This window comes from Paraburkholderia domus (genome assembly GCF_905220705.1).
Classification (GTDB): Bacteria; Pseudomonadota; Gammaproteobacteria; order Burkholderiales; family Burkholderiaceae; genus Paraburkholderia; species Paraburkholderia domus.
Map to the genome: position 1 here is coordinate 275,755 of NZ_CAJNAT010000004.1, position 21,413 is coordinate 297,167.

General features: G+C 59.7%; 20 protein-coding genes. 11 read left to right on the top strand and 9 right to left on the bottom strand.

Annotated features, from left to right (window positions below; genetic code table 11):
* The first annotated feature begins 210 nt into the window (after nt 1-210).
* Entirely contained in the window at nt 211-543 is a 333-nt protein-coding gene (locus tag KHO31_RS11465) for a DUF2322 family protein (protein ID WP_201074682.1), read from the top strand.
* 303 nt (nt 544-846) lie between these two features.
* Entirely contained in the window at nt 847-1,869 is a 1,023-nt protein-coding gene (locus KHO31_RS11470) for an aldo/keto reductase (RefSeq protein WP_211623351.1), read from the top strand.
* Nucleotides 1,870-1,950: 81 nt separating this feature from the next.
* Here the strand turns inward: KHO31_RS11470 and KHO31_RS11475 are convergent, their stop codons facing one another.
* A complete protein-coding gene (locus KHO31_RS11475; RefSeq protein WP_201074686.1) occupies nt 1,951-3,639 on the bottom strand; it encodes a hypothetical protein in 1,689 nt (562 codons plus the stop codon).
* A gap of 445 nt (nt 3,640-4,084) precedes the next feature.
* Here KHO31_RS11475 and bfr point away from each other — a divergent pair, with 445 nt between their 5' ends.
* Entirely contained in the window at nt 4,085-4,561 is a 477-nt protein-coding gene (gene bfr / locus KHO31_RS11480; RefSeq protein WP_201074688.1) for a bacterioferritin, read from the top strand.
* A 62-nt stretch (nt 4,562-4,623) separates the two neighbouring features.
* Here bfr and KHO31_RS11485 read toward each other — a convergent pair whose 3' ends face one another.
* From KHO31_RS11485 to KHO31_RS11495, 3 genes are read right to left on the bottom strand one after another with little or no spacing between them, the layout of a single operon-like run.
* Nucleotides 4,624-4,926, bottom strand: coding sequence for a 4Fe-4S binding protein (locus tag KHO31_RS11485; RefSeq protein WP_201074690.1), 303 nt, complete (start codon nt 4,924-4,926; stop codon nt 4,624-4,626).
* Nucleotides 4,923-5,237: a hypothetical protein gene (locus KHO31_RS11490; protein ID WP_201074691.1), complete on the bottom strand. Its 315-nt coding sequence runs from the start codon at nt 5,235-5,237 to the stop codon at nt 4,923-4,925. The genes KHO31_RS11485 and KHO31_RS11490 overlap by 4 nt, the downstream gene beginning before the upstream one ends.
* Nucleotides 5,238-5,249: 12 nt before the next feature.
* The gene (locus tag KHO31_RS11495; RefSeq protein WP_201074693.1) at nt 5,250-5,825 is read right to left on the bottom strand and encodes an RNA polymerase sigma factor; all 576 of its coding nucleotides are present in this window, start codon (nt 5,823-5,825) and stop codon (nt 5,250-5,252) included.
* 349 nt (nt 5,826-6,174) lie between these two features.
* On the opposite strand from KHO31_RS11495, the gene speB reads away from it, so the two are divergent.
* Complete coding sequence (gene speB, locus KHO31_RS11500; RefSeq protein WP_201074695.1) at nt 6,175-7,152, top strand: agmatinase; 978 nt, start codon at nt 6,175-6,177, stop codon at nt 7,150-7,152.
* 78 nt (nt 7,153-7,230) lie between these two features.
* On the opposite strand, the gene KHO31_RS11505 is transcribed toward speB, so the two are convergent.
* The gene (locus KHO31_RS11505) at nt 7,231-8,154 is read right to left on the bottom strand and encodes a LysR family transcriptional regulator (protein ID WP_201108055.1); all 924 of its coding nucleotides are present in this window, start codon (nt 8,152-8,154) and stop codon (nt 7,231-7,233) included.
* 228 nt (nt 8,155-8,382) lie between these two features.
* Between KHO31_RS11505 and KHO31_RS11510 the strand changes: the two genes are divergently transcribed.
* On the top strand, nt 8,383-9,525 hold the full coding sequence (locus tag KHO31_RS11510) for a branched-chain amino acid ABC transporter substrate-binding protein (RefSeq protein ID WP_201074699.1): 1,143 nt from the start codon (nt 8,383-8,385) through the stop codon (nt 9,523-9,525).
* 54 nt (nt 9,526-9,579) lie between these two features.
* Here the strand turns inward: KHO31_RS11510 and KHO31_RS11515 are convergent, their stop codons facing one another.
* Complete coding sequence (locus KHO31_RS11515) at nt 9,580-10,506, bottom strand: LysR family transcriptional regulator (RefSeq protein WP_201085590.1); 927 nt, start codon at nt 10,504-10,506, stop codon at nt 9,580-9,582.
* 280 nt (nt 10,507-10,786) lie between these two features.
* On the opposite strand from KHO31_RS11515, the gene KHO31_RS11520 reads away from it, so the two are divergent.
* From KHO31_RS11520 to betA, 3 genes are all read left to right on the top strand, one after another.
* A complete protein-coding gene (locus KHO31_RS11520; RefSeq protein ID WP_201085589.1) occupies nt 10,787-12,295 on the top strand; it encodes an aldehyde dehydrogenase family protein in 1,509 nt (502 codons plus the stop codon).
* Between the two features lie 130 nt (nt 12,296-12,425).
* Nucleotides 12,426-13,952 (top strand): purine-cytosine permease family protein, encoded by a 1,527-nt coding sequence (locus KHO31_RS11525; RefSeq protein WP_201074702.1) that lies wholly within the window; start codon nt 12,426-12,428, stop codon nt 13,950-13,952.
* Nucleotides 13,953-13,995: 43 nt separating this feature from the next.
* Nucleotides 13,996-15,687, top strand: coding sequence for a choline dehydrogenase (betA, locus tag KHO31_RS11530; protein ID WP_201074703.1), 1,692 nt, complete (start codon nt 13,996-13,998; stop codon nt 15,685-15,687).
* A 68-nt stretch (nt 15,688-15,755) separates the two neighbouring features.
* Here the strand turns inward: betA and cuyB are convergent, their stop codons facing one another.
* The 3 genes from cuyB to KHO31_RS11545 form a co-directional block, all read right to left on the bottom strand.
* Nucleotides 15,756-17,240 (bottom strand): cysteate racemase, encoded by a 1,485-nt coding sequence (gene cuyB / locus KHO31_RS11535; RefSeq protein ID WP_201074704.1) that lies wholly within the window; start codon nt 17,238-17,240, stop codon nt 15,756-15,758.
* Nucleotides 17,237-18,526, bottom strand: a complete 1,290-nt coding sequence (locus KHO31_RS11540; protein ID WP_201074705.1) for a dicarboxylate/amino acid:cation symporter — start codon at nt 18,524-18,526, stop codon at nt 17,237-17,239. Before KHO31_RS11540 ends, cuyB begins: the two co-directional genes overlap by 4 nt.
* A 180-nt stretch (nt 18,527-18,706) precedes the next feature.
* Nucleotides 18,707-19,621, bottom strand: a complete 915-nt coding sequence (locus KHO31_RS11545) for a LysR substrate-binding domain-containing protein (RefSeq protein ID WP_201074707.1) — start codon at nt 19,619-19,621, stop codon at nt 18,707-18,709.
* Between the two features lie 410 nt (nt 19,622-20,031).
* On the opposite strand from KHO31_RS11545, the gene KHO31_RS11550 reads away from it, so the two are divergent.
* From KHO31_RS11550 to KHO31_RS11560, 3 genes are all read left to right on the top strand, one after another.
* Complete coding sequence (locus tag KHO31_RS11550) at nt 20,032-20,478, top strand: Ohr family peroxiredoxin (protein ID WP_201074708.1); 447 nt, start codon at nt 20,032-20,034, stop codon at nt 20,476-20,478.
* 51 nt (nt 20,479-20,529) lie between these two features.
* Nucleotides 20,530-20,802, top strand: a complete 273-nt coding sequence (locus KHO31_RS11555; protein WP_201074710.1) for a hypothetical protein — start codon at nt 20,530-20,532, stop codon at nt 20,800-20,802.
* A gap of 146 nt (nt 20,803-20,948) precedes the next feature.
* Complete coding sequence (locus tag KHO31_RS11560; protein ID WP_201074712.1) at nt 20,949-21,410, top strand: MarR family winged helix-turn-helix transcriptional regulator; 462 nt, start codon at nt 20,949-20,951, stop codon at nt 21,408-21,410.
* Nucleotides 21,411-21,413 lie beyond the last annotated feature (3 nt).

Genomic DNA, 21,413 nt, shown 5'->3' on the forward strand with positions numbered 1-21,413 from the left:
CCTTTCGCGGACACTGTCCGCAGTAGTGATGAGCCTCAGTCTGCGTCAGGTTGTGGAACGGATAAATCTGTTAATCCGAGATTGAAGGTTCGAAAAAACCGATCCTTCCGCGGCGGACATGAGCCATTCCCCAGCGCTCGGCGCGATGCCAACGCCCTATCGGATAAGATACGGATCGCCGTATTTTTCCGAATAGAAGGAGTGTTTTCAGTGATTCAACCGAGCAACGTGTTCAAGGACAACCTCGCCCAACTGCCCGCCATTGACGGTATCGAACGTATCGATCTGCTCGACGGCAAGGGCGCCGTGGTGGCAAGCATCGAGAACAAGCCGGGCAAGCAGGGCTCGCTGGCGGTGTACCACTATCTGCAGCAGGCCTTCGGCAGGCTGGACGCCAAGGCGGCCGAACACGGCCTCGCGGTGTTCGCCGAGCATACGGCGGACGCGCGCAACCGTCCGGGTGCCCACCCGAACGTCGATCATTTGCTCGCGATTGCGGCCGGTGGGGAAGCGTTGCGCATCGACGTTGTCGCAGCGGGCTGAGCGCGCTGTCTCGCACCTCTGTCAAACGACGCGTTGGTGGAGGCGTTGCCGGGGCTCATGACTTGAGCGGCTTCAGGTCATGAGGCTTTGAATCGTCAGCGGCAAGAATAAAGTCAACGAATGCCCGGAGCGGGGCCGGCCCGTGTGACAGCGACAAATGCTTTCAAATCGGAAAGGTCAGGTTCCTGCATTGTTCGGTTTTCCGCACAGGTCATCCAGATTGAGGTGGATTATCGCACGCTGGAAATCGGCCGATACTTCACGTCAAGCGCCTTTCTTGCGGCGCACCTACCGAGGAACAACATGAAGCAACTTCAACTGGGTAAGACGGGTCCGCAAAGCTCCGCCATCGGTCTCGGCTGCATGGGCATGTCAGGCATGTATGGCCCATCTGACCGCGCCGAAAGCATCGCAACGATCCACGCCGCGCTCGAAGCCGGCATTACGTTGCTCGATACGGGCGATTTCTACGGCTCTGGCCACAACGAAATTCTGATCGGCGAGGCTCTGAAAAGCGCGCCGCCGTCACGCCGTGACGCGGCGATCATCAGCGTGAAATTCGGGGCCATGCGCGACCCCGCAGGGGGCTGGTCGCTCTACGATGCACGGCCCGCGGCGGTCAAAAACTTTCTCGCCTATTCGCTGCAGCGGCTGGGCGTCGATCACATCGACATCTACCGCTCCGCGCGGCTCGATCCCAATGTGCCTGTTGAAGACACGGTCGGCGCGATTGCCGACATGATCAAAGCCGGCTATGTGCGGCATGTCGGTTTGTCTGAAGTGGGCGCCGCGACCATTCGCCGTGCGGCGGCGGTTCACCCGGTGAGCGATCTGCAGATCGAGTACTCGCTGATTTCACGGGGCATTGAAGACGAAATACTGCCGACGTGCCGCGAACTCGGGATTGGCGTGACAGCGTACGGCGTGTTATCCCGCGGCTTGATCAGCGGCCACTGGAGCAAGGATTCGGCGGGGAAGGGCGATTTCCGCGCCATGAGTCCGCGCTTTCAGGGCGACAATGTCGATCACAATCTCGCGCTCGTGGATGCGCTGCGCAAGGTGGCTGATGCAAAGGGTGTCTCGGTTGCGCAGATCGCGATTGCGTGGGTTGCAGCCCAAGGTAGCGATATCGTGCCGCTCGTTGGCGCGCGCCGGCGCGATCGCCTTGCGGAAGCGCTCGGTGCGGTCGACGTGATGCTCACCGCGGACAATCTGGCGGCGATCGCACAGGCAGTACCGAGCGGGGCAGCCGCAGGTGAACGTTACGCGGCGGCGCAGATGGCGCATCTCGACAGCGAACAGGGCAGTCACGGCCACACGGCCTGACGGGTAGCCGGGGGTTGTGCAAACCGGGTGAGCCACGCATTTTTTATGCTATGTGGCGTGGCTCCCCCCGGTGTCAATGCATCAGAAATGGTGGTCCTGTTCAGTACCCGGCGTGAACGAGACACCACGCAATACCTCACCAAATCCAGCGCTTCTCAACGTGACGAATTTCTCACGGGCGGCGCGCGGCGCACTCGTATTCGCGAGCAGGTCGCGAACGGCAACCAGTTGATTCGGATCCGCGCCAACATCACCGTTGCCGCTGACGGTCGACGTCACCGCCCAGAGCGTGACTGTGCCGTCATTTTCAACGCGGCCGGTCAGGTTGCGCAGCCCGTCCGTCGCCGGTGCCCATGGCAGTCCCGTTGCCGTATTAGAGCCGGTCGGGTATCCGGGCACCGTGTTCTGCTGACCCAGGTTCAGACCCGCCTGCAGCGTGTAGGCGAGCGTCCACTTCTTCGCACCGGCGTTGTACACCCACTTCTGCAGACCCGCGCCAGTCTGCGCGGCTGCGTGCGTGTAAAGGTCGGCGCCACCCGTGTAGCCATCGCCCTCGTCCGCCACATAGAGCGTCGTCGCGTTAGCGAACCAGACGCCAAACGGATAGGAGAGCGTGGTCGCGGTCTTGTTCGGTGTCGACGGGAAGCCCGCCAGTACGCACATATTGCTTGGCAGTCCGGTGGTTTGGACCGTGGCCGGGTCGTAAGAAAGCGGCGTGCTGGGCAACGCCGCATTGGCGGCCGGTACGCCTACGCCCGACGGGCAGGCCTTTCCAGTGGTATCCACGAAGTACACCGTGTTCACACCGTTGCTGCCACTGCCCTTCGTAAAGTAGAGGACGTTGTTGAATACTGTCATGCCGCGGAAGTTATCGTCCTTGCCGATCTTGTCCGCTGCCCCGCCCAGTTCAGTGACCGAAAAGCTGGCGACTGGCGTCGGCGTCCCCGGGTCCTGCTGCGCCTCATGGTGTTTCGTCGGATCGATGAGTTGTGCACCGGCGCCGAGGACCACGCCAGCCGGTTGGGGGTTGGCACCGTTACCCGCGTTGCCGGCCGTGTAGAAAATATCCTGGCCATTGCGGTTGTTCAGAATCGCCGAACGTCCGTTGTTGCCGCTATAGGCGTTCGTCTCGGTGACGCGGAGGTGTCCGTCGCGGTCGAGGCGAGCGACTGCCCGATAGAAGCTCTGCCCCACCGGATTAGTGGGATCGACTGCGCCAGGCGTGTTCGAATTGGAGACGTCCAACGCATTGACCGGCGCCACATAGCCCATAAAGGTCAGGTACTGGCCGTCGAGCGAAAGGTGCAGACCGAGTTCCGATTTGGAGCTGAAGCTGGTCACGAGCTGGTCGTGTCGCGACGTTTTCTGCAAACTGTTGGGGACTTCGAGCGAGCTTACCCACTCGCCTGACGGCGTAATCTGATCGAGAAAGATCCGCGACGTGATGCCGAAGCTGCCGTCATAACCGTCGTTGTTCCATACGTACGGATAGGTGCCGTCGTTCGGCGCGCCAGTGGCCGCTCCACACCCTCCCTTGGTGTTCCCGCAATTCGGCGGTAAGACCGTGCCAACCTGAACGTTGCTTGACTGGTTGTCGTACACGCTTCGACTTACAACCAGTAAGCCTGGCTCAAAGCGGTTGTCGCCGCGGAAATCGGACTGCTCGGCATGTGCGTTGAGGGCGGCGGCGCAGAGCACCAGTGCTACCGTGGAAGCCGGTCGGGGGAATGACGGGCGGCGTGTCGCTTGGCGAACGGGAGTCGTTTTCATCTTTCGTTTCCGGGCATAGAGTTGGAAGTTCTTTCGGACGGACGAGCACGTACAACCCGGCTACCGTAACAACGCTTGATGAAAGATTAGTGGCGGCGACTTTGGTGCAAACCCCCATTGCGAATCCGCGCATTCGCTTCGCTTTCCCGGGACCGGTTGAGAAGCGGAGACACGCAGTAAAAAACTGTAGACCCAGCGCACCGACAAAGACCCCTGTAGTCGGGGCGGCATTGAGCGGAACCTGCAAGCGGAATCCATAGCGGGATGCCGCAGTAACGATTCTGGTTCTCATTTTTAACGTGGCATGAGCCATACACTATGCTGGACTAGTGGTAGCAAACATGCATGCGTCGACGGTCGAGCGACGGGCCACATCAGACGGAACAGGTTGCTTGGGCAACGCCCCGCACCGTTATCGCGGGACGTAACCGGTCAAGGAGGCTATATGCAAGGAGACGCCAAGGTTCTCGAATATCTGAACGCGCAGTTGAAGAACGAACTGAGCGCGATCAATCAGTATTTTCTGCACGCGAGAATGTACGAGCACTGGGGGCTGAAAAGCCTTGGGAAGCACGAGTACGACGAATCGATCGGCGAGATGAAGCATGCAGATCTGTTGATCGAACGCATCTTCATGCTGGACGGCTTACCCAACCTGCAAGACCTGCATAAGTTGCTGATTGGCGAGGAAACGAAAGAAATTCTCGAGTGCGATCTTAAGCTCGAGCAGGTTTCGCAGGCAACTTGTAAGGAAGCGATTGCTTACTGCGAGACGGTTCGAGACTTTGTCTCACGCGACATCCTCACCCATATTCTCGACGATACGGAAGAGCATATCGACTGGCTCGAGACGAATCTGGCGTTGATCGATAAGGTTGGGATTCAGAATTATCAGCAATCGGGAATGGATTCGCCGAGCTGAGTCCATCTATATTGAGTCCCGCCTGCGCGTCGCACCTGATTGATGCGAAGCAGCACGCCACCTTACGGCATCCCGAACCTGGCTAATGTAATGGCATGTTCGGGGCATGCCGTCACGCACAAGCCGCATGCCCGGCACGCATCGGCGTTTGGCGTGTACGCGACTTTCATGCCGTGTACGCGCAGCTTGAATCGCTGCAGCGCTCCCAACTGCTGATAGTCAGCTGTGTCAATCCGACGGATTTCGAAAACGTCCTCGGGACAAACTACCGCGCAATCGCCTTTGCCTTCGCACCGTTTCAGATTCACCACGGGAGCAATCACGCCTGCGGGCTGCTTGCAAGCGGAGGTCGAAGCGTTGCTCATGCTTGATCCTCGCGGCGTTTGCCGTCAGCGGACGACAGGTTCTTCTGAAAGTTTTCGCGCTCCTCCGGCGTCATCCGCTCCCACCGACGCCAACGCCGGCGTCCGTGGCAGCCGCCATGCCCGCGAAATCCGCCAAAGAGAATCCGGCTCAGGATCAACAAGCCCATCGCGTGGAGATAATCGATTGAACGGCCACCAATGAATAGCGCCGGGACAACCCAATTCCAAAGCGTCATCACCATCCATCCCAGCACGGCGATGCCCACCAGAACCAACAGTACTTTGCCGAAGCATCTCAGTTTGAATCTCATCGACCTGCTCCTTTAGATATCCAGTTCGTCATACACGGCTTGCAAGCGAACGCGCAGATGCAGTACCGCGTAACGCTTGCGTGCCAACAGCGTGTTCACGCCAACACCGCTTTCGGATGCCAGTTCCTTGAAGCTGCGCCCTTCCAGCTCATGCGCGACGAAGACGTCGCGCTGATCGATGGGCAATTCGTCGAGCGCGTCTTGCAGCGCTTTCAGCAGCACCGACCTTGCGTAGACGGCCTCCGGGCCGGCATCCGTTGCCGGCAGGGCAAGATCCAGTCGATAGTCGGTGTCGTCGGTGTCGTCGACCCTGTCGGGCAGCGGTTGCTCGCGGCGCTTGCGAAAGCGGTCGATGATGCGGTTTCGCGCCACCCGAAACAGCCACGCGCTAACCTGTTCAATCGGCGCAGGGAGCCGGTAGGCTTGCACGAACTCGTGAAATACATCCTGCAAGATGTCTTCAGCTTCACTCTGATCGTGCACGCGACGCCGGATGAAATTCCCGAGCTTCGTACGCTCACGCAACACAGTTGCAGTGATGTCGTTGTCTCGTTCGATCATCGGGTTCGGGGTGCGCGGCGGTTCCATACGTCTGTAGACGATTCACGCCTGGAAATATTGTCGGTGCCGGGAAAAAATGGCGATGCGGCCCGGAGGCCGGCGCCCAAACGTTCAGCAACGGGATGCTTGGACGCACGCCGTCGCGGCGTTGGGGCGATGTGGAGGATTTCGTCGCGCGTGACGACGGCCTTTATACATCGCTTCGGAATCTCCCGAAGTGCATTTCTCATTTTCGGCATTTTTCCGTTGAATTTGTTTGCTTAGACTCCGTTCAGATAAACCGCTGGCCCGTCACGACGGGCGTTGCTTCGTCAGCGAAGACGGCGGCACCGCGTGCGCCGCACCTATCTGAACCCATAACAGGACGGAGACAAGCATGTCTGAAAACAGCTACGAAACAGGTCGGCTCAATTTGCCGTTTGTTGGCATCTGCACGTTCGCGAAGTCTCCGTTGTGTCTTGACTGGGACAAGATCGACGCGGACGTCGCGGTAATGGGTGCTCCCTTCGACTGCGGTACGCAATGGCGGGCGGGCGCCAGATTCGGCCCCCGTTCGATTCGCGATGCGTCGACCCTGTTTTCGTTCGGCCACGGCGGGGCATACGATTTCGAAGACGATGTCGTCTATCTGCCTAGCAACGAAGTTCGCATTGTCGATATCGGCGACGCGGACATGGTGCACACCAACACAGAGAAGAGTCACGCCAATATCGAATACGGCGTGCGCAAAATCCTGGCGGCGGGTGCCTTGCCGGTGGTGATGGGTGGCGATCACTCGATCAACATTCCCTGCATCAATGCGTTCGAAGGCCAGGAGCCGTTTCATATCGTCCATATCGACGCCCACCTCGATTTCGTCGATGAGCGTCACGGCGTACGTCATGGCCATGGCAATCCGTTGCGTCGTGCTGCGGAGAAGAGCGTGGTATCGGGCATGACGCAGGTCGGCATCCGCAACGTGTCGTCTACCGCACGTGAAGGATACGCGCAGGCGCGCGAGATGGGCTCGGACATCATCTCGGTGCGCGACCTGCGGCGCCTCGGCATTCAGGGCGTCCTCGACCGCATCCCGAAGGGCGTGCGTTATTACCTGACGATCGACATCGACGGTTTCGATCCGTCGATTGCGCCGGGTACGGGCACGCCGAGCCACGGCGGCCTGCTCTATTACGAGGGACTCGAATTGTTCGCCGGCCTCGCCGAGCAGGGTGACGTGATCGGTATCGATCTCGTGGAAGTCGCGCCGGACTACGACCATTCCGGTTCGACTTCGATTCTGGCAGCGCAATTGCTGCTGAACACAATCGGCCGCGTGATGCATCAACGCAAGGTCAAACGAAACCAATCCCGCTAAACGGGATTCTTGTGCGCCACGCGAGCGCGATTGCCGGTCAGACCTATCGTGGACCGCAATCGCGTCACGCGGCGGGCGCTATTTGCCTTTTCGTGTGGCGCCGCTCACTTGCTTGGCCGCAACCCGCAGCTGGTTGCAAAAGGCCAGCACCACCCGCGCCGATTCGCCTCCCTTGCGCGTGATGATCTGAAAGTCCAGATGTGTCACGTAGTGCTCGGGGTCGATGCGGGCCAACAGACCGCCGTCTACCCAAGGTTGCGCGTAGTGGGGCGGTAGAAATCCGATGTAGTTGCCCGACAGGATCAGCATGGCGCGGCCTTCGACGTTGTCGACCGAGGCCGCGGCCTGCGGCATGCGCAGCAGCTTGAGCTCGTGGTTGCCGAGATACGCGCGGGCAGCGAGCCGCTGCTTGCTGAGTACCGAAACGGGCACGCGTCCGCTTGCCCGCTCGTACAGCGGATGGGTCGACGCACAGTAGAGTCCCTGCTCCTCGCGATAGAGCGGCACGTAGTCGAGGCCAGGAATACGCGCGGGAAACGGTCCCACGGCGAGATGCAGGCGGCCGTCCAGAACGTGCTGTTCCATGCTGCCCGGTGTGTCGATCTGCACGTGCAGGCGGACTTCGGGTGCCATCTGGCCGAACTCGCGAATCGCAGCCGGCAGCGGCGAATATTTGTCGGTCAAGGTCGCTTCGATCATGCCGAAGCGCAGCACGCCGGAAAGCTGATTGCGCAACGCGCCGGCTTCCATATGAAACGTGTCGACCGCGCCGAGCAGGCGTTGCGCGGCAGCGTGCAACTCCGCACCTTCTTCTGTGAGTCGGAAACCTGCGCGTCCGCGTTCACACAAGCGCAGCCCGAGGCGCGTCTCCAGTTGCGACATGTATTCGCTAATGCTCGACGCACCAATGTTGAGAATCGGCTGCGCGGCGGCGAAACCGCCGCATCGCACGATGGTTTCGAAGATCCGCAACAGCTTAAGATCCGTGTCCTGAACTTGCATCGTCCCGCCTCTCGATTACTTCGGGAATTACCGAAATGTGTTTCATCAATGGTGCATTTTATTGAGGAATTTGGCTACACAGAATTGCTGTCAACCCCACTGCTCCAAATTAGGTGAAGGTATAAGGACAGTGCGGCCCCAAAGCGATGTTTTCTGTGCTGAAGCGTAACGCGTTCGCCACTTCCGGCGGCAGGACGATCTGGCACGTCACGATGTGAGGAGAGCACGATGAAAAAGACGTACGCAGGCGCAAGCTGGTTGATCGCAGTCGCTTTGAGCACGGTGTCGGTGGGCGCGACGGCGGCAGAACAGGTGGTCAAAATCGGCTTGACCGGACCTTTGACCGGCCCGCAGGCCGCCATCGGCAAGGACGACGAAAACGGCGTCAGGATGGCGATCGAGCGTCTGAATGCCCAGGGGCTCGTGATCGGCGGCCAGAAAACCCGTTTCGAGCTGGTTTCGCAGGATGACGCCGCCGATCCGCGAACCGGCATGACAGTCGCGCAAAGCCTGGTCGATGCCAACGTGAAGGTCATCTTCGGGCCGTTCAATTCCGGGGTCGCGATTCCGATCTCAAACCTGGTGAACGTGTCGGGAATCGTGATGGCGACCGTCGCGTCGAACCCATCGATCACGCAGCATGGCTATCCGTTCGTGTTTCGCATCTCCGCCAGCGACACGCAACTGGGCAGCCGCATGGGTGACTTTGCGGCCAAGGCGTTGAAGGTCAAGCGCATCGCGGTGATTGACGATCGCACGGCATATGGCCAGGGCGTCGCCGATGAATTCATCAGTGCCGCCAAAGCCAACGGCATCGAGATCGTCGATCGGGAATATACGACCGACAAGGCGACCGACTTCGTCTCGATCCTCACACACATCAAGGGCGCGAACGCGGAAGGGATTTTCTACGGCGGTTACTACGCGCAAGCCGGTGCGTTGCGCAAACAGATGAAGCGCCTCGCGATGAATGGCTACCTGCTCGGCGGCGACGCCATGTGCAACGCCGAACTGGCGAAACTCGGCGGCGATGCGGTCGATACGCGCGTGTATTGCCCGCAAGGCGGCCCCGTACTCGATCAGACACCTGAGGGCCGTCAGTTCAAGGCGGACTACAAGCAACGCTTTCATACCGACCCGTTGACCTACAGCGCGGCCTTATACGACGGTGTGAATATCGTGGCGCAGGCCATGCAGAAAGCCAATTCGATCGAACCCGCCCAGTATCGCGCCGCGCTCGCCGGCATCGATTCTCACGGTGTTTCAGGGCACTACCGGTTTGACAGCAACCGCGACCTGACGGACTCGCCAATCACGATTTATACCTATCGAAATGGCGAGCCCACGCCGCTGGCTTCCTCGCAGCCCTAGGCTCACGTCGCCCAACCCGGGCGAAGGGGTGCGGCGTATGACATCGCGGCACCCTTACGCCATGGGTGCCGTCCGCTGAACCATACGGTAGCTTTCCATCAAGTCGATCATGAAGACCTGCAGGATGGTCGGGGGCGCGGCGGCCCGCCGCGTGATCGCGCAAAACGGCCAATCCGAGCCGAGTTGCTCCGGGCAGATCTGATGCATCTCGCCGCGCGCGACCCATCGGGCAGCGTAGTGAATCGGCAGGAATCCGATGTAAGCGCCCGATAAAATAAGGATGGCCTGCGCCTCGATATTGTCGACGGTGGCTGCGGCTTTACTCACCTTGAGCATCCGCAGGTCGTGCTGCTGCAGATACCCCCGCGCCACTACGCGGCTGGCCGCGATCGCCTCGTCGAGCGCGGCGTCGTCAGGCAATCGGCCGGCGAGTGCGTGACCCTTCCCGCAATATAAACCGTCCGGTTCGCAATACAGGTCGGTGTAGGTCAGCCCCGGCACGTGCAGTGGAAAATGCCCGACTGCGATGTGCAGCCGGCCGTCCAGTACACGTTCTTCCAGTTCGGCGGGCGTGCCGACGTAGACATCCAGATGCACGTCGTGCCCTCTCGACACGAACGCTTGCAGTGCCTGCGGCAGCGGCGAGGCCGAGTCGGTTACCGTGTTGTCGATGATGCCGAGATACAGCTTCCCCGAGACGTGCTTTTTTAGCGCATCGGTATCCACACAGAAGCTTTCTACCGCAACCTGCAAGCGCTGCGCCGCCTCGAAAGTGGCCACGCCGTGTTCGGTCAGGCGAAAGCCGCTCCGCCCCCGCTCGCAAAGCTTGAGCCCCAGGCGCGTTTCGAGCGTCGTCATTTGCTCGCTGATCGTCGACTGGCTTACGTTCAGGGTCGCCTGGGCGGCGGAAAATCCGCCGCACCGTACCACCGTCATGAACACCCTCAGGAGTTTGAGGTCCACGTCCTGCAACTGGATCACGGTCGTTGCTCCCCTTGCGCCGCTTGCTTCGATATTCCCGATATGAACATCTGATTCACGTGATTTTTACCCCCTGCCTTGTCGTACATAGTCTCTCAAAACACCGCGCTGCCACAAGCCGCGTTTATATCGATGGACCCCGGTCGCTTTTGAACGGCCGGACCTGTCGGCTACTACGCAGGATCCACGAACAAACGTGGCAAGAACAGGCGGACCTATCTGCACGAAGCCGGCCCATGAGAGGCCGAATAGCAGCCAATCCGTAAGACAGGAGACAACGATGGACAAGGTCGTACAGAATTATCTGGAGACGTTTGGCATTCGGGAAGAGACACAACGCTTTCTCGCCAGGCCGCAGAAAATGTTGATTGGCGATGCCTGGGTGCCGCAAGGCGACCGCGAATCCTGCGCGGTGCTCGAACCCTCCACCGCGGGCGTGATCACGCATATTCCCTTGGGCACGACCGCCGATCTGGATCGCGCGGTCGACGCTGCCCGCAAGCAATTCGACGGTGGACCGTGGCGAAAACTCAAACCCCTTGAGCGCGAGCGGCTGCTGCATCGCCTCGCCGATCTGATCGAAGCGAACGCAGAAGAGTTGGCCGAAATCGAATCGATCGACGTAGGCAAGTCTGTCGCCAATGCGCGTGACGTCGACATACAAGGCACGATCGATACCTTTCGCTATTTTGCCGGTTGGGCGTCGAAGCTCCACGGCCGTACGGTCGAACCCTCCCTGCCTGGCGACTACGTTGCCTACACACGCAAGGAGCCCATCGGCGTGGTCGGCGTCATCGTGCCGTGGAACTTCCCGCTGCAAACCATGGCGTGGAAGGTCGCGGCCGCGCTCGCCGTGGGTTGTACTACTGTGATCAAACCCGCTGAACTCACGTCGCTGTCCACGCTTCGCTTCGCGGAGTTGGTGCAGGAGGCCGGAATTCCGGACGGTGTGGTGAACGTCATCACGGGGCGAGGACGCGAAATCGGCGCGGCTATGGCCGCCCATCCGGGCATCGACAAGATCACGTTCACGGGTTCCACCGAGGTGGGTCGAACGGTCGGCCAAGCGGCCGTGGGCGGCATCAAACGGATGACACTCGAACTGGGCGGCAAGTCGCCGGTGTTGGTGCTAGAGGACGCCGACATCGAAGCGGCGGCCCAGGCCGTGGCAAACGGCGTTTTCTTCAATTCTGGACAAGTCTGCGACGCGGGCACACGGGTCTACATCCAGCGCGGCATTCACGATAAGTTCATTGGCGCGCTGATCGAGTACACCCGCACGTTGAAGATCGCGCCAGGCCTCGATCGGGATTGCTTCATCAGCCCGCTCGTTTCCGCGCTGCAGAAGGACCGCGTCTCGTCCTATATCGAAACCGGGCGGCGCGAAGGCGCGGAACTTGTGCATGGCGGCCACGTGCTGGACCGGCCGGGCTACTTCGTCGAGCCGACCATCTTTACGCATTGCCGCAGCGACATGAAGGTCGTGCGCGAAGAAATCTTCGGACCTGTGTTGGTGACCACCCCCTTTGACGACCTGGGCGATGCCCTGTCGCAGGCGAATGATTCTCCGTACGGTCTTGCTGCCGCGATCTACTCCAATGACCTGAACCGTGTGCACAAACTGATTCCGCAATTGCGCGCCGGTACCGTCTACGTCAATGCCCATAGCACGATCGATCCGTCGATGCCGTTCGGCGGCTTCAAGGAATCCGGCTTTGGCAAGGACCTCGGCCCCGAACAGCTTGATCATCTGATGGAGAGCAAAGCGGTCTGGATCACGCTGCGCTGAACCGTCCATGCGCCGACGGCGTTTCCAGCTGAGCGTGAGCCAAAGTGCCACGTGACGAGCGGGCGCCGCGGCCACGCATGCATGCCGAGTCAAGCCTATTCCATCAACCTCTCATTGCTGTCAGGGGTACATGATGCAAGCAACAGACGAAGTCGTTAAAAGCACGGTAGTCGGCGTCGAGCACGGCGCCATCGAAGGTCATTCAATCGATTTCATTCCGGATAGCGAACGAACCGACAGGTTGTCGAGACAAGGTCCATTCTGGTTTCTGGGTAATTTCACATTCTTCACCATGACCATCGGCTTTGTTGGTCCCAGCATTGGCCTGAGTGCGCTGTGGACCACGATAGCCGGCACGCTTGGCATTATGTTCGGCACCTTGTTCATGGCCTTTCACGGTTCGCAGGGACCGCATCTCGGCTTGCCGCAGATGATCCAGTCGAGAGCGCAATTCGGTTATCGCGGGGTCATCGTCGTTCTGTTGGCGACGTTATTCGTGTTTGCGGGATTCAACATCGTCAACCTGGTGCTGATGATGCAAGGTCTCAAGGCATTGTTCAATTGGGATCCCGTCAAGGTGGCGTTGGCAGTGACCGTTCCGGCCTCGGTTCTGGCGATTCTCGGCCACGACTGGATGCATCGCAGTTTCAAATGGGCGTTGTATCTGTCGATCCCCCTTTACGGTCTGGTCACGGTAGCTGTGCTGATGCACTGGGTGCCTGACGTCCCCCTCGCGGCTGTCGCACCGGGCGCGGCACCGACGCCACCGCTGGGCTTCAACTGGATTGCGTTCATCGCGCAATTCGCGGCCGCCGCCAGCTACAACATCGCTTACGCACCGTATGTATCCGACTACTCGCGCTACCTGCCGAAAAACACGCCGAGCGGCAAGTTGATCGCGGCGGTGTTTCTCGGCGCATCCCTGTCGGGTGCGTGGATGATCGCGATTGGTGGCTGGCTCGCGGACCATCTGCACGCGACCGATGTGCTGGTCGCATTGAGTCAGGTGGGTAACGACCTGGCACCGGGGATGGGAAGCATTGTTGTCGGCGTCACGATTCTGGCGTTTTTGCCAGTGATCGCGATGAACATCTATAGCGCCAAGCTGACGGCCATCACGGCAGTCGATTCGTTCCGCAAAGTCCAGCCGACTCCCAAGGCTCGCATTCTGGCGATTCTCTTTGTAGTGATTCTCCAGCTGGGCGTCGCGCTCAGCATCTACACCTCGGGTAAGGGTCTCTCCGTCCTGAATATTTACCTCGTTGTCATGCTGTATTTTCTGGTCCCCTGGACTGCCGTCAATCTGACGGACTACTTCTTCGTCCGCAAGGGCCGCTATGCCATTCCGCACTTCTTCATGCCTCACAACAATCTGTACGGAACATGGGGCGCGCGCGGTCTGATCGCGTACGCGATCGGCTTTGTCGCGATGATTCCGTTCTTCTGTGTCCTCGACGGCGCTAACGAAGTGTATGTGGGCCCGTTTGCCCGTGCGATGGGTAGCGTCGATCTGGCGTGGCTGGTCGGTCTGATCGTCTCGGGCATTGCCTACTACGCCTTGTCGCGTTCGCTCGATCTGAAGTACGAGGAATCGGTCATCGCCCACATCGAGAAGACCTCACCGCAATACACCACGGGCGACAAGGGTCGCTACTGAAACACGGACAAACCCGTCAAGATCTGGAAATCAGGCAAATATCATGGCTACCGAGCAATTCGATTACATCATTGTGGGCGCCGGATCGGCAGGATGTGTGCTGGCCAACCGGCTTACCGAGGACCCGGCGGTCCGCGTTCTGGTGCTGGAATACGGCGGCAGCGATCGCAGCGTCATCATTCAGATGCCAAGTGCGTTTTCGATGCCGATGAATACGGCCAAGTACAACTGGCGTTATCAGACCGCGCCCGAGGCTCATCTGAACGGCCGCCAGCTGCATTGCCCGCGCGGCAAGGTGCTGGGAGGGTCATCGTCGATCAATGGCCTCGTCTATATTCGCGGCCACGCTTGCGATTTCGACGAATGGGAGGAACTGGGCGCGCGAGGTTGGGGTTATCGCAACTGTTTGCCGTATTTCAGGCGCGCGGAGACCTACAAGTTCGGCGGGGACGAGTACCGGGGCGCGGCGGGGCCGCTGTGCACCAACAACGGCAACAACATGGCGAATCCGTTGTACGGTGCGTGGATCGAAGCGGGGGCAGAGGCCGGATACATCAAGACGGAGGACTGCAACGGCCACATGCAGGAAGGCTTCGGGGCAATGCATATGACCGTCAAGGACGGCGTGCGCTGGTCGACCGCGAACGCCTACTTGCGCCCTGCAATGAAGCGGCCGAATCTGACCGTCGTGACGAATGCGATGACACGTCAAGTGATTCTCGAGGGCAAGCGTGCCGTCGGGGTCGCATACGATCAAGGCGGACGCACGCATGTCGCGCGGTGCCGTTCTGAGGTGTTGATCGCCTCCGGACCGATCGGCTCGCCGCACTTGCTGCAACGCTCCGGAATCGGGCCGGCCGATGTGCTGAAAAAAGCGGGGATCGAGGTCCGGCATCACCTGCCCGGGGTCGGCGAGAACCTCCAGGATCACGCGGAAATCTATATCCAGTACGCGTGCAAGGAGCCCGTCACGCTCAACGCGAAAATGGACCCGTTCAGCAAATTCATGATTGGCTTGCGCTGGCTCCTGTTCAAGGATGGCCTGGGTGCGAGCAACCATTTCGAGGCGGGCGGATTCATCCGTTCTGAAGCCGGGTTGCGCTGGCCGGACATTCAATTCCATTTCCTGCCGGCCGCCATGCGCTATGACGGCGACAAGCCGTTCAAAGGGCACGGGTTCATGGTGTTGACCGGACCGAACAAGCCGAAGAGCCGAGGCCACGTGAGAGCGGTGTCAGCCGATCCCTATACGCATCCGGAAATCCGCTTCAACTATCTGGATCGCGAAGAGGACCGGGAAGGATTTCGACGCTGCGTGCGCCTGACCCGGGAGATCATCGGGCAGCCGGCGATGGACCGCTTCCGTGATGTCGAACTCGCTCCTGGGCCAGACGTGCAAACGGATGAACAGATCGATGCCTTCGTCAGGGCGAATCTCGAAAGTACGATGCATCCGTGCGGTTCGTGCCGCATGGGGGAGGACGATATGGCGGTGGTCGATTCCGAGTTGCGGGTGCGCGGCATTGACGGCTTGCGAGTCATCGATTCATCTGTTTTCCCGACCGAGCCCAATGGCAACCTGAATGCGCCGACGATCATGCTGGCGGAACGCGCGTCGGATCTGGTCCGCGCGGTGTCCATGTTGCCCGCGTCCGACGCTGACGTGGGCCTGGCCGAGGGATGGGAGACGCGGCAACGCACGCATGCGCCGACCCGGGATTTGCATATCGGGTAGGTCGATTGACGGCGACAATGTCGAGCGGCGCCGACGTGTGTAGGTGGCTTGCGGCGCACGCTGCCTGTTCAACGTCGGACGCCGCTAATCTGCGCCTTCCGCGCGGCCGCCGTTGCCAGGGCCACGCATTGTTGTGCTAGGACATCGGTTGGATCGACCAGGCTGACGCGTGTGCCGGTCGTCCCCACGAAACTCGTCTGTGGCAATAAGAGCGGCAACTCGGTACATCCCAGGATGATGACATCGACGCCTTTCGCTATGAGCCCATCAATTGCAGCGGCGATGTCGTCGAGGCATCGCCCGGTGGTGAATCCCGCTTTTACCCCTTCCGTGCCGTAGATCGCGTCCATCACCCGAGCCTGCAATTCCGCTGCCGGAACGATTTGCCGCATGCCCTGTGATTTGAGGGCCTTTTCGTAGACGCCACTCGCGATCGTGCCCGAGGTGGCCAGCACGCCAACGGAGCGCAACAGCGGAAATGTTTCTCGGAGATGGCGCACTGTAACCGTCAACATATTGACGATCGGTATGCCCAGATACGGTTGAATGCGTTCGATGAATGCGTGAGCGGTGTTGCACGGAATTGCGATGAGGTCCGCGTCGCCTGACTCGAGCTTCTTGCAGGTCGCGTAAAGCGAGATCGTCGGGTCGGGCCCGTCTCCGATCAGGTTTTCCGTGCGGTCGGGAATTTGCGGATTCTGTTCAATCAGCAGCCTGATATGGTCCTGATCCCGATTCGCCGGCGTATTGCGTACGATCTTCTGCATGAAGTCCACCGTGGCCGCAGGTCCAACGCCACCGACCACACCCACTTTGAAAATGGATTCGGGCAAACCGTATTCGCCCGCAATCACGTACTGCGCATACGCGAGATTCGAATCGATCAGTGGCACCCGAAACGGGCCCATTTCCTCAGCCACGAGCGCAATTTCCGTCAGGCCCGGCACGATGATTTGTGCACCTTGCGCGATGAGGTCCTCGCACGCCTCGCGCAGAAGCGCGACAGGCCGGCCCGACAGGTTTCCGCTCTTGACGCCGTTCGCGCCGTAGACGGCTTCGGTGATGAGATCGATACCTTCGCGTGGGCGGGAATGAATGACTTCAAATTCCGGCTCCGCGAAATACTTTTCGAATAGCCCTTTTTGACGGGTGTAGTCCGAGGCCAGCACGCCGATTCGCCGTGCCGTCGGAAATTTTCTTCGAACGTGGCTGCGAACGGCTTCCACCATATCGACAATCTGCAAGGGCGAGTTAGCCTTGAGTTCGTCGATAAACGTGTGGCTGAGAAAGCAGGGGAGTACAACGGTCGTCACCCCCGCTTTCTCGAAGCCGCTAATCATGTCGAAAATGTATAGCTTTCGTTGAGTCGTCGCTTCACCGCCTTTGGCTGCGCTTCGAAAGGGATGCTGCTCGAAAATGACGTCGACGTGTTCCGCATCGCTCGAAGCGGGCGTCGATTTGACGAGCTTGAAAAAGACGTCCGCACTAGCCAGTGGCCCCAGGCCGCCTACTACGCCGAACTTTTTCCCGCTCAGCACGCTTGCGCCGATCATTTTGTCTCGCCTTGCAGTTGGCCCAGGACAACGTTGTTCTCTCCGTCGTTCTGCCTGGCCACCCGCTTGGCCTCCCACTTCGCAATGACGGCCGTCGCGATGCTGTTGCCGATCACGTTCGTGGCGGTTCGCCCCATATCGAGAATCTGATCGATGGCGAGGATCAACACCACGCCAGACGGCGGCAAATGAAACATCGGGGCAACCGCCGCAACCACCACCACGGAACCTCTTGCGACGCCGGCCATTCCCTTGCTGCTCAACATAAGCACCAGCAACATCATGATTTGAGCGCTGAGCGGCATATCGATGCCGAACGCTTGCGCAATAAAAATCGCGGCGAACGCCTGGTACATCATCGATCCGTCGAGATTGAACGCGTAGCCGAGCGGCAACGTAAAGCCGACGACCTTCTTGTCGATACCGAACTGTTCGAGCTTCTCGGTCAGGCGCGGATAAGCGGCCTCACTGCTCGCGGTCGAAAAGGCGAGCATCGCGGGCTCCCGGACCGCTTTGAGCAACCTCCAGATCGATTTGCCCAGAAAGACGTGGCCAACGAGGATAAGCGCAGCCCACAGCAGGACGAGGCCAAGGTAGAAGCATCCGACGAGCTTGCCATAGGTGGTCAACACGTCCAGGCCGTGCACCGTAATCGCGGAGGCAAGGGCGCCGAAGACACCAATGGGCGCGAGTCGCATGACATAGTCGGTGAGCTTCAGCATTGCGGGGACGAGTGCATCGATGGCTGCGATCAGAGGTGTGACGCGTGGGTCCGACTTGATGGCACTCAGGACCACACCAAACAGCACGGAGAAGACGAGGATTTGCAGGATGTCATTTCGAGCCATCGCATCGATGATGCTGGAAGGAAACGCATGCGTGACGAAGTCCTTGAAGTTCAGACCCGCGGTGTTGAGGCCGGTGGCAACATCGGCACTGGTCTGCGTCATATGCAAGCCGGCGCCGGGCTGAAGCGCATTCGCCAGGACGAGACCAAGCGCGAGCGAGAAAAGCGAGGCGCACACGAACCATCCCACCGACCTGAACCCGATTCTGCGCACGTCGCTCGTCCCTTCCATTCCGGCGAGCCCGGACACCAGCGTGGCGAAGACGAGCGGCGCGATAATCATCTTCACGAGGCGCAAGAAGATATCGGTAATGATCGAGAAGTAACCGGCGATTGTCTTCGCTTCTGCAGCATCGGCTACGCTCCGATGGCACACGTAACCGACAATCACGCCGAGCACCATGCCGACCAGAATATAGAACGTTAGGCGGTTTTTCATTTCCATCAGTCCGAGGAAGGCGCACAAAGGCCTGACGTGACCACGTACGCTGGCAGGAGGCAAAAACGCCGTTAGTGAGGCGGCGTTTCTGTGTATGGACGGATGATAGAGATGATCAAAAAAGACTCAATGCGGGTCCTGCATAGGGATATGCGAGACTCGCATAAGGCGGGATAACCCTTAATCCGCGGCCTGCGACGCGGCGCGAAGGTGACGCCAAAGCGCGTCCAGAAACTCGCTGCGATTCGAGGCGTCCCGGTAGACGCGTAGCTCAACTTCGAGATGCCATGCGTCCCGGCCGGCTGGGACCAGTTCGCCCGCGTCGAGTTCGGCGACGATCGAGCTTTTGGGAAGCCAGGCGACGCCTTCGCCTTCGAGGACGAGTTTCTTGAGGACCTCGGCCATGTCGGACTCGTAATGAGGCTGCAAAGCCGGGGTTGCATCGACTCGACTCAGGAGGAGTGCAAGACAGCGGCCGAAATAGCTGGTTTCCGTGTACGAAATCAACGGCAATGGACGAGCCGCTGTTCCCGGTAAGCGGAACATGGGCGCACCACGTGGGTTTGGCCGGCAGACAGGCATCAGTACATCGACGCCCACGGTGAGATGCTCGTACCTGATCGGGTCGAGATGAAGCGGCAGCTCCGGGTGATGGTAGGCAAACATCAGTTCGCAGTTGCCGTTCACGAGCATCAGGATGGAGTCGTGGACGTTGGTGGGTATCACCCTGGCACGTACCTCCCCGAAACGTGCGGTGAGCGCCTTTAGCCAGGCAGGCAGGAAACTTAGCGCGATCGTATGGCCCGCTGCAATCTGCAAGCCTTTGCCCGCCATGCGTTGGTCGATACGAATGATGGCTCGCGTATCGAATAGCTTCCCAAGGATATCTACCGCTGCTTCCCGAAACAGTTGTCCGGCAGGCGTCAGCGTGGGAGGAAAGCTGCTTCGGTCGATGAGGTCCGCGCCCACCCATTGCTCAAGTGACTGAATGCGCCTGCTGAACCCCGACTGGGTGACATTCCGGAATTCCGCCGCCCGCGAGAAGCTCTGATACTGGGAGAGCGCGATGAAGTCCTCAATCCACTTGATTTCCATGTCGGATCCAATGTGTGCAGCGATGGCGCTCACCGCTGTGCGCCGAATGGGAAAGCTCTGTGCGTGATCCCGAAACTGGCCGGCCACTCCCGCTGTGCGTTCAATGGTCGCCTCGGAGGTACGGGCCGGTTGAGTTGGCAAGATAGGCAAAATATAACAGGCAAAATTGTGCCGGTTGAATTCGTTTTTTTGCGTTAACTGACCAAAAAATGATGGTTAAACGCAATCCTGTTTAGCATCGGCGTCATGCGCGTCATCGTCGGATCTTCGGTTTTCCCTATCAAAAAATCACATGCGATTAAATCGGATGCGATTGACATCGTCGATTTTTTCGTCCACTATGCATCGCATGCGATTGAAGCGCATACGATGCAAATCCACTCAACAGCCTTTCCATCAAGGAATCCATCATGACCAAGATCGAAAAAGTCATTTTCTCCGGCAACACCCATACCACGATGAACCGCGACCCTGGCGTCCAGCGGGGCGAGCACGGCGTCGTCGACATCAAGCTGTCGGCGCCCGGCGGTGAAAACTACGAGTTCATCGCCGCCGTGCCGCACCCGACCGCCGAGCAGCTGTTTGCGGGCGCCTGGTCGGCCTGTTACATCAGCGCGCTCGGGATTGCGGCCTCCCTGAAGAAGGTCACACTGCCGCCCGACCATTCCGTGGATATTCAGGTAGACGTGGGCCAGACCGGTCCCGGCTGGTTCCTCGGCGCCCAGTTCACCGTTCGGGTGCCGGGTCTGGCACAGGACGTCGCCGAGGCAATCGCCCACGCGGCTCATCAAATCTGCCCGTATTCGAAGGCTGTGCACGGAAACATCGAAGTCGCCCTGAACGTCGTCACGGCGTGATCGGGCAAGACATGCACCTCTCTCACTGAACCCTTTTAGCGAATATCCATCATGAAAACCAAACTCGTTGTTGCATTGCTTGTCGCCCTTTCGGCTTCCGCTGCCACGCCCGCGTTCGCCAGCGGCTATGGTCCGGCCCCGTCTTACCGTCCCTCGATTGGCGCTCCGGCGTCGCAACGCGGTCAGAGCGCGCAAACCCTCGCCGCTGAGCGCGACGATGCGACTGGCTCGCAAGCAGCGTATGGCGGTGTAGTTTCCAGCCAATCAGAAGCGGGAAGCCGTGTCGCCGCGCCGCTGCGCGACAACCTCTACGCCCGTCACTAGCTCGCGTATCTCCCGTCGCCATGCCGGCGCGCATCATCGCCGTTGATGCGCGCCGTCTACCGCATGGGGGGCATCGCATTGCGATACAATCGCATGCGATATATTTTTGCTTGCGAGACTTGTGTCTCTAGCCAAAGAGGATGCTGATGAAATCCACCGACAAACCGGCAGACGCGAACGTGGTGCTCTCCGACTTCCTGTGCTTTGCGGTCTATTCCGCAAACCTGGCGTTCGGCAAGGCCTACAAGCCGATCCTCGAGGAACTCGGGCTCACCTATACGCAATACATCACGATCATTGCGTTGTGGGAGGAAGACAACCAGACCGTCAGCAGCCTGGGCGAGAAGCTGTTTCTCGAATCCAACACGCTCACGCCGATCCTGAAGAAGCTCGAGGCGATGGGTTATCTGGAAAGGCAGCGCGATCCCGAAGACGAGCGCCAGGTGCGGGTCAGTCTCACGAAGGGCGGTCGGCGGCTGCGCGAAAAAGGCTTGAAGATGGACCTCGTCGAGGCGACTGGCTTGGCGCCAGATGAGTTCGCGAAAGTGCAGAAGGCGATCGTGACGCTGCGCAACAATCTCATCAAGTCGGTCCAAAGCGGGGAGTGATCC

What these genes read in the sequence shown, in the direction of transcription:
- KHO31_RS11470 (WP_211623351.1), top strand. Translation starts at nt 847, where the DNA reads ATGAAGCAACTTCAACTGGGTAAGACGGGTCCGCAAAGCTCCGCCATC.
- KHO31_RS11475 (WP_201074686.1), bottom strand. Translation starts at nt 3,639, where the DNA reads ATGAAAACGACTCCCGTTCGCCAAGCGACACGCCGCCCGTCATTCCCC.
- bfr (WP_201074688.1), top strand. Translation starts at nt 4,085, where the DNA reads ATGCAAGGAGACGCCAAGGTTCTCGAATATCTGAACGCGCAGTTGAAG.
- KHO31_RS11485 (WP_201074690.1), bottom strand. Translation starts at nt 4,926, where the DNA reads ATGAGCAACGCTTCGACCTCCGCTTGCAAGCAGCCCGCAGGCGTGATT.
- KHO31_RS11490 (WP_201074691.1), bottom strand. Translation starts at nt 5,237, where the DNA reads ATGAGATTCAAACTGAGATGCTTCGGCAAAGTACTGTTGGTTCTGGTG.
- KHO31_RS11495 (WP_201074693.1), bottom strand. Translation starts at nt 5,825, where the DNA reads ATGGAACCGCCGCGCACCCCGAACCCGATGATCGAACGAGACAACGAC.
- speB (WP_201074695.1), top strand. Translation starts at nt 6,175, where the DNA reads ATGTCTGAAAACAGCTACGAAACAGGTCGGCTCAATTTGCCGTTTGTT.
- KHO31_RS11505 (WP_201108055.1), bottom strand. Translation starts at nt 8,154, where the DNA reads ATGCAAGTTCAGGACACGGATCTTAAGCTGTTGCGGATCTTCGAAACC.
- KHO31_RS11510 (WP_201074699.1), top strand. Translation starts at nt 8,383, where the DNA reads ATGAAAAAGACGTACGCAGGCGCAAGCTGGTTGATCGCAGTCGCTTTG.
- KHO31_RS11520 (WP_201085589.1), top strand. Translation starts at nt 10,787, where the DNA reads ATGGACAAGGTCGTACAGAATTATCTGGAGACGTTTGGCATTCGGGAA.
- KHO31_RS11525 (WP_201074702.1), top strand. Translation starts at nt 12,426, where the DNA reads ATGATGCAAGCAACAGACGAAGTCGTTAAAAGCACGGTAGTCGGCGTC.
- betA (WP_201074703.1), top strand. Translation starts at nt 13,996, where the DNA reads ATGGCTACCGAGCAATTCGATTACATCATTGTGGGCGCCGGATCGGCA.
- cuyB (WP_201074704.1), bottom strand. Translation starts at nt 17,240, where the DNA reads ATGATCGGCGCAAGCGTGCTGAGCGGGAAAAAGTTCGGCGTAGTAGGC.
- KHO31_RS11540 (WP_201074705.1), bottom strand. Translation starts at nt 18,526, where the DNA reads ATGAAAAACCGCCTAACGTTCTATATTCTGGTCGGCATGGTGCTCGGC.
- KHO31_RS11545 (WP_201074707.1), bottom strand. Translation starts at nt 19,621, where the DNA reads ATGGAAATCAAGTGGATTGAGGACTTCATCGCGCTCTCCCAGTATCAG.
- KHO31_RS11550 (WP_201074708.1), top strand. Translation starts at nt 20,032, where the DNA reads ATGACCAAGATCGAAAAAGTCATTTTCTCCGGCAACACCCATACCACG.
- KHO31_RS11555 (WP_201074710.1), top strand. Translation starts at nt 20,530, where the DNA reads ATGAAAACCAAACTCGTTGTTGCATTGCTTGTCGCCCTTTCGGCTTCC.
- KHO31_RS11560 (WP_201074712.1), top strand. Translation starts at nt 20,949, where the DNA reads ATGAAATCCACCGACAAACCGGCAGACGCGAACGTGGTGCTCTCCGAC.